Source organism: Beutenbergia cavernae DSM 12333 (assembly GCF_000023105.1).
In the GTDB taxonomy this organism is placed as follows: domain Bacteria; phylum Actinomycetota; class Actinomycetes; order Actinomycetales; family Beutenbergiaceae; genus Beutenbergia; species Beutenbergia cavernae.
Window position 1 is genome coordinate 4,537,664 of record NC_012669.1, and the last position, 12,966, is coordinate 4,550,629.

The 12,966-nt window shown below is 72.6% G+C and carries 8 protein-coding genes; all 8 read right to left on the minus strand.

Going from position 1 to position 12,966, the window contains the following annotated elements; genetic code table 11:
* Window positions 1–2 precede the first annotated feature (2 nt).
* Window positions 3–2,366, minus strand: coding sequence for an arylsulfatase (locus tag BCAV_RS20680; protein WP_083770119.1), 2,364 nt, complete (start codon window positions 2,364–2,366; stop codon window positions 3–5).
* Between the two features lie 21 nt (window positions 2,367–2,387).
* Window positions 2,388–4,715: a choice-of-anchor A family protein gene (locus BCAV_RS21930; RefSeq protein ID WP_015884587.1), complete on the minus strand. Its 2,328-nt coding sequence runs from the start codon at window positions 4,713–4,715 to the stop codon at window positions 2,388–2,390.
* 76 nt (window positions 4,716–4,791) lie between these two features.
* Window positions 4,792–7,092, minus strand: a complete 2,301-nt coding sequence (locus BCAV_RS20690; protein ID WP_245528902.1) for an MSCRAMM family protein — start codon at window positions 7,090–7,092, stop codon at window positions 4,792–4,794.
* A gap of 93 nt (window positions 7,093–7,185) precedes the next feature.
* Window positions 7,186–8,418: an RNA polymerase sigma factor gene (locus BCAV_RS20695; RefSeq protein ID WP_043350959.1), complete on the minus strand. Its 1,233-nt coding sequence runs from the start codon at window positions 8,416–8,418 to the stop codon at window positions 7,186–7,188.
* Window positions 8,415–8,855: a YciI family protein gene (locus tag BCAV_RS20700; RefSeq protein WP_015884589.1), complete on the minus strand. Its 441-nt coding sequence runs from the start codon at window positions 8,853–8,855 to the stop codon at window positions 8,415–8,417. Before BCAV_RS20700 ends, BCAV_RS20695 begins: the two co-directional genes overlap by 4 nt.
* 224 nt (window positions 8,856–9,079) lie before the next feature.
* Window positions 9,080–10,072 (minus strand): DUF4436 family protein, encoded by a 993-nt coding sequence (locus tag BCAV_RS20705; protein ID WP_015884590.1) that lies wholly within the window; start codon window positions 10,070–10,072, stop codon window positions 9,080–9,082.
* A complete protein-coding gene (locus BCAV_RS22575; protein WP_043347657.1) occupies window positions 10,069–12,372 on the minus strand; it encodes an Ig-like domain-containing protein in 2,304 nt (767 codons plus the stop codon). The genes BCAV_RS20705 and BCAV_RS22575 overlap by 4 nt, the downstream gene beginning before the upstream one ends.
* Window positions 12,373–12,548: 176 nt before the next feature.
* A complete protein-coding gene (locus BCAV_RS20715) occupies window positions 12,549–12,941 on the minus strand; it encodes a hypothetical protein (protein ID WP_015884592.1) in 393 nt (130 codons plus the stop codon).
* Between the last annotated feature and the right edge of the window lie 25 nt (window positions 12,942–12,966).

Here is a 12,966-nt window from a genome sequence, read left to right on the forward strand (position 1 = left end):
CGCTACTCCCGCCGCTGCACCGCCCGGAGCTCCGTCTCGTGGACCTTCGCGGCGTCGTGCGGCGCGAGCTCAACCGGCTCCAGCTGGATGTCGACGCGGTCGATCGTCCCGGTGAACCGGAACGGCGGACGGTAGTCGGTCGTCACCGGCTGGCCGGTGTCCTCGCCGATGCCGAACGTGTCGACGCCGAACCGTGCGAACACCGTCCTCTCGGCGCGCCCGGATCCGACCGGTGCGCCGTCGACGGTGAGCGTGACGTCCGCCCCCTTGCCGATGCCGCCGCCGTCATAGGCGAACTCCACGCCGACTACGGCGTCACCGGCCGGCAGCGGTTGCGCCGCCCGCACCGTCGTGTGCTCGCCGTAGTAGTTGTAGTCGAAGATCGGTACGCCGTCCTTCAGGTACAGCGACATCCCGCCCGCGACGCCGCCGATCGCCATGATGACGCCGTTCGTCGCCGCGCCCTCCATCGTGACACGTGCGGCGAGCTTCCAGCTGCGGTTCTTCATCGACGGCGCCGCCGTCTCGGGCAGGCGCGTGGCGCCGGCGTAGAACGTGAAGTCGAGCGCCTCAGGGTCCGACCCGGGCGCCGTCGGCTTCGGGATCAGCGCGCGAGCGACTCCGCGATCGTCCAGCGGGTAGACGTGGTACTTCTCCGCGGCCTCGTCGAACCTGTGCTTCATCTCCTCGAGCTTCTCGGGCATCGCCTCGGCCAGGTCCTTCGCCTCCGAGAAGTCCTGCTCCAGGTGGTACAGCTCCCAGCGGTCCTGGTCCCAATTACCGGGTGCGATGTCCTGCCGCCACGGCAGCGTGTGCTGAGCGTTGGCCTTCCAGCCGTCGGAGTAGATCGATCGGTTGCTGAGGATCTCGAAGTACTGCTCGCCGCGGCCCTCGAATCCCGGGTCGGTCAGGCTCGGGAGGAACGACCGGCCCGCGAGGGGCATCTGCTCGATCCCGTTCACCGTGTCCGGCATCGTGACGCCGGCGGCCTCGTACAGCGTCGGCGCGACGTCGACGAGGTGCAGGAACGGGTCGCGGGGCACCGGGTCGTGGGACACCCGAGCGGGCCAGCTCACCACCATCGGGTTGCGCGAGCCGCCGAGGTGCGAGGCGACCTGCTTCACCCACTGGAACGGGGTGTTGCCCGCCCACGCCCAGCCGAGCGGGTAGTGCGGCTCCGTCTCGGGTCCGCCGAGCTTGTCGAGGTCCGCCAGGATCTCCTCGATCGACGGCAGGATCCCGCTCAGGTTCTTGATCTCGTCGAGGGTGCCATCGGGACCGCCCTCCGACGACGCCCCGTTGTCGCCCACGATGTAGAGCACGAGGGTGTTCTCGGCGTCGGGCAGCTCCTTGATCGCGTCGAGGAGCCGCCCCACCTCGTGGTCCGTGAACGCGAAGTACCCGGCATAGTTCTCGAACAGCGCGCAGTAGACCCTCTTCTGCTGCTCGCTGAGCGAGTCCCACTCCGCCACCCAGTCGGGACGCGGAGTCAGCTCGGCGTCGGGCGGGACGATGCCCATCCTCTTCTGGTTCGCGAACACCACGTCGCGGTACTTCTCCCACCCCATGTCGAACGCGCCCGTGAAGCGGTCGCGCCACTCCTTCGTGACGTGGTGCGGCGCGTGCATCGCACCCGGTGCGAAGTACATGAAGAACGGCTTGTCCGGCGCGACCGACGTCGCGTACCGCATGCGTGAGATCGCCCGGTCGGTCATGTCGGTCATGAAGTGGTAGCCCTCGTCGGGCCCCTTGTCCGGTTCCACCGGAGTCGTGTTCTCGAACAGCACCGGGTAGTACTGGTGGGTCTCGCCCGCGTTGAAGCCGTAGAAGTACTCGAAACCCATCCCCGTCGGCCACCGGTCGAACGGTCCGGCGACGCTCGTCTCCCAGTCAGGCGTGTTGTGGTTCTTCCCGAACCACCAGGTCGAGTAGCCGTTGTCCTTGAGGACCTCGGCCACCGTCGCGGTCGTCCTCGGGATCATGGTCGTGTAGCTCGGGAACCCCGTGGCCCACTCCATGAGGAACCCGTTGCCGGTGTCGTGGTGGTTGCGCCCGGTCAGCAGCGCGGCCCGTGACGGGCCGCAGATCGCCGTGGTGTGGAAGCGGTTGTAGCGCAGCCCCTCGCTCGCGAGCTTGTCCAGGTTCGGGGTCGGGATCAGCCCGCCGAACGTCGACGTCTGACCGAAGCCGACGTCGTCGAGCAGGATGACGACGATGTTCGGGGCGCCCTCGGGCGCCGTCGGGATCCGCGGCCAGGCGGCCTCGGACTCCACGTAGGTCCTGCCGATCGTGCCCTCGAACGGCGGAGGTGGCTGTGGGATCGCCGAGGGCGTCTCCGGCGATGGGCCGGACGAGGTGGCTGTCATGGCCACATCTCACACCATGGATCAACCTCCCGCGCGGCCTCGCCGTCGGGCGATCGCGGCGGCGAGCGTGCCGGCGACGAGCAGCGCGAGCGCGACCCCGGGCAGCGGCCCGACGTCGGATCCCGTACCCGGCAGCTCGCCGCCGGGTCCGGGCCCCGGGCCGGGATCTGTCGGCGAGGGCGTGGGGGCCGGCGTGGTGCTTGCCGTGTTCGTGACGACGACGGCGCCCGTCGCCCCGGCGCCGACCGTGAGCGTGTTCGTCAGCTCCCCGTCGACGGTGATCGCCGCGGTGCCCCAGGTGACGCCGGCGACGTCGGGGAGGGTGATCTCCTCGAACGTCACGACGGTGCCCTCCGGCAGGTCGTCCGGACCGATGACCGGCGTCCCGTCGGCCGGCACCTCGAGCTCGCCCGTGACGGGGCCGGCGCCCGCGTCGTAGGAGAAGCTGACGGTGAACGTCGTCCCCGGCGGCACGAGCGACGCGGCGTCACCGGCCACCACCTTCGCGACGGTGAAACCCCCGAGCGTGCTCACGTACGTGTTCGTGACGGTCACGGCCGTCGGGCTCGCCTCGTCCGCCCCGATCGTGACCCCGGCCGGACCGATGGTGACGCCGTCCCACCGGAACCCCTCGTCCGCGAAGTCGCCGTCCTCCTCGACCAGGTCCTCGCTGAGGTCGCACGTCGTTCCCACCGGGAACCACGCCTCGCCGCCCCCAGCAACGGGACCGCCGGTGACGCCGTCGGCGACGCCGATCGTGCCGTCGCTCACCGCGGGGTCCGCGGGATCGCCGTCCACGTAGGCGTCGGCGGAGCACGTCCAGTCGACGTCGAAGTCCCGGTCGCCCACGTAGCCGCCGTCCGGCCCGTCGACGACCTTCGTCACGTCGAACGTGCCGAGCAACGTGTTCGCGAGGTTCAGCTCGATGATCTGACCGGCGTCGGTGACGGTGAAGGTGCTGGTGACGACGCCGTCGACGGTGATCACCGGGTTCGCCCATTCCATCCCCGCCAGGTCGACCGGCAGAAGCTCGCCGTCGACCTCCTGGGTGACGGCGGCGAGGTTCTCGAAGATCTCGCACTCCGCGCCGATCGGCAGGCTCGAGTGCAGGTCGACCGCGCCCACGGTCACTCCCCACCTGGTCGTGAAGATCGCCCCGTCGGCAGTCACGCACCGGATCCCGCCGGTGAAGTGCAGGTTCTCGAACGGGGTGCCGTCCGCCACGTCCTTGGTGATCTCCACGGAGCCGAGCGGTGTGGCCCCGGGCGTCGGGTCGCACGGGAACGCGAAGTTCCACGGGAAGTTGTGGTGCTCGGTGCCCGTGCCGGCCATCGTGTAGTCGCCGCCGACGTAGACGCGCCCGTTCGTGCTGGTCTCCGTGGTGAGGTCGACATTCGGCCCGAGGATCGAGCCCATGAACTGGCTGGACCCGGCGATGTCGACGGTGGTCGTGCCCGTGAAGTTCCACAGCAGGCTCGAGGCGAAGTCGCCGAAGCCGGGGAAGCCGAACGCGTCCACGCGCACGCCGTCCTTGCGGATGTCCAACGGCGCGAAGCCGGTGACGGGGCCGCCCGTGACGTTGACGACGATCGAGGCGCCGTCGGGGAAGCCGTCGAACGCCAGGCCGGAGATGCCCGCGAGGTCGGCGGCATCGACCTCGAACACCTGCAGGGTCGCCGTCGGGTCGGTGGACGTGAACGTCAGAGTGGGCGCCGCGGCGACGGCGGTTCCGGTCACCGCCTCGGCGGCAAGCGTCGTCGACGCCGTGACCATGTCTGCGGGGAACGACGTCGGGTCGTACGGGAGGAGGGCGGCCGGGCCCATGTTCTGGGTCAGTCCGCCGCCGTTGGTGGTCAACCGTTCCTCGCCCGACACCGCACCGCCGACGTGCACCGCCCCACCGCCCGTGACCAGGGGGCCGACGTCGACGGAGGACTGCCCGCCCAGCGTCATGTCACCGCCGACCGCGAGCATCGTGGACCCGGGTTCGGGAACGATCCCCGAGCCGGCTCCGACCACGCCGATGTCGAACAGCCCGGGGCGGTCGAACGTCGCATCCCCGTGCACGACCATGAGCCCCTCGGACTCCGCGGCGTCGGGCACGGCGTGGAAGTCGCCCCCGACGTACACGGCCACCGCGTTGTCCGTGAAGATCGGGACGCTCCCGCCGTTCGGCATCTCGCCGTCGCCCGGGCACTCCGGTGCCGGGTCGGCGCTCGCCGGGGCCAGCGGGCTCAGGACGGCCGAGACCGGGACGTAGCCCGCGACCGCCAGGCATGCGCCCAGACCGAACGCTGCCCACGTCCGACGTCGGAGCGTGCGCTGCGCAGTGCGCGTTCGTGATCTCACGTGCGGAACCTCCCGAACGCCGAGTGTCCAGGAGCGCACCAACCGAGGCAACCGTGCCGGCCGGCGCGCGTCGCGCTCAGCGTGCCCGGGCGTGCGTGCCGCGTCGTCGGCCGGCGGCGACGAGAGCGCAGCCCGCCGCAGCCAGCAGCGCGGCCGTGAGAGCGAGCGCGTCGGCATCGGCCCCGGTCGCCGGCAGCCGGCCCGGCGGCGTGCCCGGCCCGGGCGAACCCGGGCCGGGATCACCCGGCGTCGGGGTCGGGGTCGGCGCCGTCACGGCCTGCAGCACGAAGTCGAGTCCGGCGACGGCGGTCTCCGCGACGTCGAACGTGAGCACCGGCTCGCCGTCGACCTCGTACCCCTCGGGCGGGGTGACCTCGGCCGTGTAGCCCGCGCCGGGCGGCAGCTCGAGCCCCCAGGTGCCGTCGTCACCGGTGGTCACCGTCCCGACGACGGCACCGCCCGAGTCCCGGACCGTGACCTCCGCGCCCGGCACCGGGTTGCCGTCGGTGTCCGTGACGGTGCCGCCCGCCGGGACCGTGAGCGGCGGCTCGTCGGCGGCCACGACGAAGTCCTGGTCGAGCCGACTCTCGCCGGCCGCCGTGATCGTGGTGGTGAGCTCCGTGACGTCGCCCGTGTACCCGTCCGGCACGGTGAGCGTGATCGTGTACTCGCCCTGCGGGAGCTGGTCGAGGAAGTAGCTGCCGGCGTCGTCGGTGGTCAGCGCGACGTCACCGTCCGGGCCGCTCACCGTGACGGTCGCGCCCGCGATCGGGTTGCCCTCGTCGTCGGTCACCGTCCCGCCGACGGCGCCCGGCTTCTGGACGGCGAAGTCGACGTCGGTCACATCCTCGGTCTCGACGGTGACCTGCTGCTCCGTGGGGCCGTCGGCCGTGTAGCCGAACGGCACCTCGAGCGTCACCGTGTAGTCGCCGGGCGGCAGGTCGCCGAAGGAGTACGTGCCGTCCGCGGCGGTCGGCGTCGTGAACGTGCCGCCCGGGCCGGTGATCGTCACGACGGCGCCCGGCACGCCGGAGCCGCCGGCCGTCACCGTGCCGGACACCGAGGCCGGCGCCTGGACCACGAAGTCGTTCCCCGTGCTCGGCTCCTCCTGACCGACCTCCACCGTGATGTTCGGCGGAGCGGAGACCTCGGTGAATCCCGGCGGCAGGTCACCGAGCGAGAACTCGTACTCCTGCGGCTGCCCACCCACGAGGTCCCACGGGACGTCGTCGACGACGTACCGCCCCTGCGAGTCCGTGACCGCCGTGAACGGGTCGCCCCCGCCGACCGGGGTGAGCGTCACCGTGACGCCCGGAACCGGCTCGCCGTCGGTCGTCAGGACCGCACCGCTGACGGCGATGGGCACGATGTCGCGGATGCCGAAGTCGATGCCTGTGGCATCCGTGGTCGACAGGTCCGCCGGCAGGATCGTGGGAGCCAAGGAGAAGTACCCGGGATGTCCAGGTGGTGCCGGCGGTGCGGTCACCTCGACGGTGTACCCGTCCGCCGCGGCGTAGCCGGGGAACGAGTAGGTGCCGTCGGCGGCCGACGTCGTGGTCGCGAGCTGCGTGCCGTCCGGGCCGAACAGCGTGAGCGTGGCGCCGCCCAGCGGCCCGTCGACGTCGTGCGTCACGGTCCCGGTGATGTCCCGCGCCAGCGAGGCGAACCACGTCTGGTAGACCGGGAAGCCCGACCGCTGGAAGAAGAAGACCGTCAGGCTCGTGATCGGCACGGTCGGGGAGAACCAGCCGGCGGCGCCGGACGTGTCGAGCCCGGCCGCGTTGCCGAGGACCTCGCCGGACACCGGGTCGAACGTGGCGACGTCGGCGGCGCTGCCCGTGCATGCCGGGCTCGGCGTGGTCGCGCAGTAGTTGAACCCGCCCTGCCAGCCCAGCTCGGCGCCGGTGAGGAGCTGTCCGTCCTCGCCGCGGGCGATGACCACCGCGCGGTCGGCGTCGATGTCGCCCAGCACGAACGACCACCCGCCGGCCGGCGTCGGCCGCTCGAAGGTGTAGGTGGTGGTCGACGGCGACGTCGCGTTGTCCGCGCGCGGCCGCAGGTTGAGATAGGACTGGTTCTGGCTCGAGCCGTACACGGCCCCCGGCGGCGTCGCGGCGCTCATCCAGATGCTCGCCCCGGACTGCACGCCGACCTGCCCGCCGCGCGAGTCCGTCGTGACGGTCGCCGCGGGGAAGCCGCCCGCGGGGAGCTGCATCGTCGTCGTGAACGCACCGGCCGACCCGGCGAGCGGCTGCCACGACGCCCAGCCCGCCGTCGTCGCGGCGACGGCCGCCGACGGCGCGAGGGCCAGCACCGCGGCGAGGAGCGTCACGAGCACGGCGGGGGCCGCTGCGCGGCGTCGGGTCGCACGGATCACGGAGGAAACGTATAAGACGGGCCTCTCAGGCGCCAGGCCTCGCACGTGAACGTTCAAGGACCGCCCGGTGGCGCCGTCGACGAGGCCGCCGTCCTACGTCGCTGCCTCCCCGAGGCCCGCGAGGTGCGCCACGAGGTACCGCCGCTCCGCAGCATTCGTCGCGTGCGACGCAGCGCTCCGGAACGCCTCCCGCGCCTCCGTGACGCGGCCCGCACGTTCGAGCAGATGCCCGCGGACGACGTCGTAGCGGGCCAGCTGGGCGACGGCCGGTGCGGCGGCGTCGAGCACCGCCAGGCCCGCGGCGGGGCCGTGAGCCATCGCAGCGGCGACGGCGCGGTTGAGGGTCACGACGCCGCTGCCGGTCATCTCCTCGAGCGCCTCGTAGACGTCGAGGATCCGAGGCCAGTCGGTGTCCTCGGGGCGGGCGGCCCGGGCGTGGATCGCGGCGATCTCGGCCTGCAGCTCGTACTCCCCCGGTGGCCCCGGCTCGGCGGCCGCCCGCTCCAGGAGAGCCAGTCCCTCGGCGATGCGGGAGTGGTTCCACCGCCGGCGGTCCTGCTGGGCCATCGGCACGATGTCGCCGGCGTCGTCGGTGCGGGCGGGTCGCCGCGCATCGGTCAGGAGCATGAGCGCGAGCAACGCCCCGACCTCCCGCTGGTCGGCGTCGCCGTCGCCGGCCGCGAGCGCCAGCCGGGTGAGCCGGATCGCTTCCTCCGACAGCTCCACGCGGTTGAGCTCCCCGCCGCCGGCGCTCGTGTGCCCCTCGGTGAACATGAGGTAGAGCACGTGCAGCACGGCCCGCTGCCGTTCGGTGCGCTCGGCGGGTTCCGGCATGGTGAAGCCCACGCCCGACGCCGCGATCCGCGCCTTCGCGCGGCTGATGCGTTGCGCCATCGTGGCCTCGGGCACGAAGAACGCGGCGGCGATCTCCGCCGTCGACAACCCGCCGACGGCGCGCAGCGTGAGCGCGATCGCCGATGCCGGCGTGAGCGCCGGGTGAGCGCACAGGTAGAGGAGGACGAGCGAGTCGTCGGCACTCGGGGCGGTGCCGCCGACCGGTTCGGCCATGAGGGCGGCGAGCTCGCGGCGTCGTCGTGACGACTCGCTCCTCCAGGCGTCGACCATCCGCCGGGTCGCCGTCCGCACGAGCCACGCCCGGGGGTGCTCCGGCACGCCGTCCTCGGGCCACCGCTGCGCCGCCACCAGGAGCGCCTCCTGCACGGCGTCCTCGGCGGCGTCGAAGTCGCCGTACCGACGCGTGAGCGCGCCGACGACCTGCGGCGCGAGCTCGCGCAGCAGGTCGTCGACGACGGCGTCGGGCGTCAGCGCGGTTCGCCGGTGGTCGCGTAGTGGGTCATCTCGTCCGCGTCCGACGGGCCGTCGTCCATGATCCGCCGCACGTGGACGGGCTGCTGCGTCGCGATCCCGCCGCGGCCGGGAACCGCCGACACCTTCGCCGCGATCTCGATCGCGCGCTCCTCGGACTCCACGTCCACGATCTGGTACCCGGCGAGCCACTCCTTGAACTCGCCGAACGGGCCGTCCGTCACCACGGGTGCCGCTACGCCGTCCGACCGGACCGTGCGCGCCAGGTCGGGCCCGGTGAGCAGGGTGCCGCTGACGAGCTCACCGCTCGCGACGAGCTCCTCCGTCAGGGTCCCGTAGTAGTCCAGGTGGGCCTGGATCTCCTCGGGGGTCCACTCCTCCATCGGCGTGGTGTCGGGGCCGGACTCGAACGTCACACCCAGCAGGTACTTCGTCATGGTCTTCCTCGCTTCTTCACGGGGTGCCCTGTGCGGCACCGTCGAGAGTAGAACGGAGCCGCCGCGGCGTCCTCGACATCACCGCCGAAGTTCGTCGAATCTCATCGGCGCGGCCGCGTCCGGTCGGTCCTCTCCCGCCGAGTGCCTGATCCCTCGCGCTCTCACCGGCGGGTCGCGGGCACAGATCCCGCACTCGACGGCGAGGACGCGCCTCAGAGTTCCGCTCAGTCGTCCGAGGCTGCGGCTCCCGCCGCCGCCGACGCGGCCGCGTCGTCGTCGTCGAGCTCGCGGCCCCTCAGGATCTTCGACTCGCGCCACAGCAGGTGCGCGCCGGTCCACACCAGCATCGCGGCGACGATGCAGATGCACGGGAAGAGCACGATGAAGTCGAGTGCGGTCCCGATCGGTGGCGCCCCGGGCATCGCCGATCGCAGGGCCGGGAAGGACAGCATCGTGGCCGAGAGCCAGATGACGTTCGAGAACTCGAGCTTCTTCTTCAGCAGCGCGCTCCCGATCGTCACCACGGCCATGAGCGTCGTCAGCAGGATCGCCAGCAGGTAGAACACCACCAGGGTCACGCTGAGCGCGTCGCGGTTGCCGTCCAGAGTCACCGGCAGCGTGTCGATCCCGTTCTCCGTGGTGACCTCGCCCAGCGTCGCGCTCATCACCCACGGACGGGCCGAGTTCTCGATCGTCAGCTCGAACGGCACGTTCTCGCCCGTCTCGTCGTCCTGCACGCTGACCCGGAAGTCGGAGAAGGGTCGGTCCCAGGGGTAGAACGTGTCCCCGCGGTCCAGCACCAGCGTGACCGTCGTCGGGTCGACGATCGACTCGCCCGGGTAGGTGACCACCGACGTCGTCATCCCGCCGGAGACGATCTCGATGCGGAGGTTCTCGGACATCTCGCCGGCGCGGTCGCCCACGAAGTCGCCGTGCGGGATGGGCAGGATGTTGGCGCTCAGGACCCGGTTCGTGAGGTCGACGTCCTCCGTCTTCATCTGGAGCGTCAGGTAGTCCTCGCCCGTCACCGGCTGCTCACCCTGGATGGGCACCTCCGTCGTCACGTTGAGCGCACCCGAGAACGCGACGACCGCGTAGTAGACCACCAGGAGAGCCCCGACGACGGCGAGGATGCGCGGGGCCGGGTTCTTGCGACGCCGACGACGCTCCGCGGCCACGACGTCGTCGGGCACCATCTCGTCCACCTGCTGGGTCATCGTGTCTCCCTCGGTTCTGACGTTCCGGACTCGCGCTTCTCGGCGACCGTGGCCGCGAGCGCGTACAGCAGCAGGACGAGCAGCAGGAGGTACGGCCCGGGCGTCGACGTGATCGCCGCCGCGAACGCCTCCGTGTCGGTGACGTGCTCGACGTCGGCAGTCACGGTGGTCGACGTGTCCATGGACGGGTCGCTCGAGGAGACGCTGAGCTGCTGCCGTGCCTGGTTCGGGGCGTTCAGCTCGTCCGCGAGCAGCCGGATCGTCACCTGCGCCGTCGCACCGGGATCGAGGGTGATGACGCACGCGAACTCCGTGGTGCGCACCGCACACTCGGCCTCCGGGTCGACCTGCACGGACCGGTAGATGAAGCCCTTGTTGACGCTCCCGCTGAGGGTCAGCGTGACCGGGCCGGACGACGGGTTCGGGCCGAGCGTGGTGTCGAAGCGCCCCACCTGCCCGCGCTGGAGCTCGCCCGCCCGCATCTGCACGTTCATCGTGAGCGGGCGACCCGCCGGGTCGGGGTCGGCCGGCTCCGGCTCCGGTTCCTCCGGCTCGTCGGGTTCAGCCGGCTCGACGACGGGCGGGGGCGACGGCGACGGCGTCACCTCCGGTTCGGTCGTCGGGCGCGGACGAGGCACGGGCGGCACTGCCGGCGCCGGGGCGGGAGGCGCGGACGGGGTCACCGGCGGGGGCGGCGCGGGCGGGGGCGGCGGCGGCTCGACGATCGTGACGGTGTACGTCGGACCTGAGACCGCGTTGTCGTAGGCGTCCGTGGCCGTCGGGATCAGCGGGTTCCCACCGAGCGCCAGTGGGCTCGTCGGCGTGCACGACCACGAGCCGGAGCTCGGCACGGTGACCGGGCCGCACACCACCGTGCCGGCCGTGGTGCGCACCGTGACGCTGCTGCCGGCCTCGCCGGTGCCGCTGACGGCGGTGCTCGTGTTCGTCGACGTCGCCGGGCCGGTGATGGCCGGCGCGGCAGGCGGGGTGACGTCGACGACGTACGTGACCGTCTCGCTCGCGGGGTAGACGTCGGCGAAGTCGTTGGTCTGCGTGGCGACGAGCGGGTGCGAGCCCTCGGCGAGCGGCGTCGTCGGCGTGCACGTCCACGTGCCGTCGGCCGCGGCCACGGCGGTGCACACCGTCGGCCCTCCGGCGCCGTCGGTGACGGTGACGGTGTTCCCCGGCCCCGCCGTGCCGGTGATCGTCGGCGACTGCTCGCTCGACGTCGTCCCGTCGGCCGGTGCCGTGATGACCGGGGCCGGCATCACCCACTGCAGGACGAGGAAGCCGGCGCCGCCGGCCTGGCCGAGGGCGTTCGTCATGCCACCGATCCCGACGTTCGCGGCGTAGCCGTACACCGGGTCGCCCATCCCTCCGGGCTGCGCGTTCACGCCGGGAGCGGCGCCGCTCGCTCCGGCCTCGGAACGGGGCGCCGTCACCGTCGGCGCGATGTAGGACGACCCGCCGCCGCCCGTCCCGTTGGACGCGCCACAGCCACCGCCTCCGCCGCCGAACCTCCCGGCACCTCCGCCACCGCCAGCCTGGTACTCGCCACCGCCGGCGCCGCTGCCGCCGGCGTAGGCGGATCCCGCCGTCGCCACGACGGCGCAGCCCGGCGACGGCGCGCCCGCACCGCCCTCCGACGGGCTGCCTCCGCCGGCGTTTCCAACGCCGCCCTGGCCCGGCTGACCGCTGGCGCCGGCCGCGCCGCCGCCCCCACCACCGCCCGTCGACCCGCTGGCCGCACCCCCGCCTGCGCCGGCCACCAGCAGCGGCTCGGACGCGAACGGTTCGCCGGTCCACAGCGCCCCGAGTCCGCCACCTGTAGAACCGTGCGGGATGCCGCCGAGGACCGCGCCGCCCACGCCGCCGTTCCCGAACGGCGACAGGTCCGGGTTGGTGTTGTATCCACCCCATCCGATCGTGATGTTCCACGTCTCCCCGCCCGTGGCCGGGGCCACGCCGGCGACGAACGCTCCAGCACCGCCTCCCGGCGTCGCGGCGTCGTGCGTGCTCGCAGCACCGCCGCCGCCCGCTCCCCACAGCCGAGCGTCGACCTCCGTCACCCCAGGAGGGACACGGAAGGTCTGGTTCGCGCCGGGGTTCGTGAACGTGAACATGCGACAGTTCGTGAACCCGGCGAGCGGCGTGCAGTCGGCCGGGTCCGCGGCCGCAGGCTGTGCGCCCGGGCCGGCGACGGTGCCGGCGACCAGGAGGATGGCCGCGAGACCCGCCACGAGCCACGCCGCCGGCGCACGGCGAAGTCCGCGTCCCGTCCGGACGAACGATCGGCGCACGTGCGCTCCCCTGGCGGCTCTCCCGCGTGCCGCTCCGTGCCGACGCGACTCGCTCACCGAGAGACGTCTATCTCACTTCATCGGCGCGCGCACGCCGAGCGGCGTTCGCTCACGCCGGCCCGATGGGCGATCATCGTCGGGACGTCGGGCGCGGAGGGTGCGCCCGGCGCCCTGGCTCAGGAGCTGCCGGGCAGGTCCGCCGCGAGGATCACGTGCGGGTCGCCGTCGAACGGCTGCAGCGCACCCGGTGCGGGGAACGGCAGCTCGTACGTCTCCTGCTTCGCGCCGACGTCGCCGAAGTCGTCCCGCTTCACGACGACGCGGTCCGGCCCGACCTCGACGATGCGGACCCGCAGCGGCGCGGAGCCCGGTCGCTCGAGCTGCCACAGGTCGGCGAGCCAGTGCAGGCCGCGCTCGTCGAGGGCGTCCTCGGCCTCGTCCCAGGGCACGACGCCGGTGATCTCGCGGCCGAGGCGGTCGATCGCGACGAACCCGTCGCCGTCGAGCCGCATCCAGCCGAGAAGCTCGCGGTCGCCCGCGCGGCGGTGCTCGATCCAGTCCTGGGGCATCCGGCGATGGTACGGAGCCGGGCGC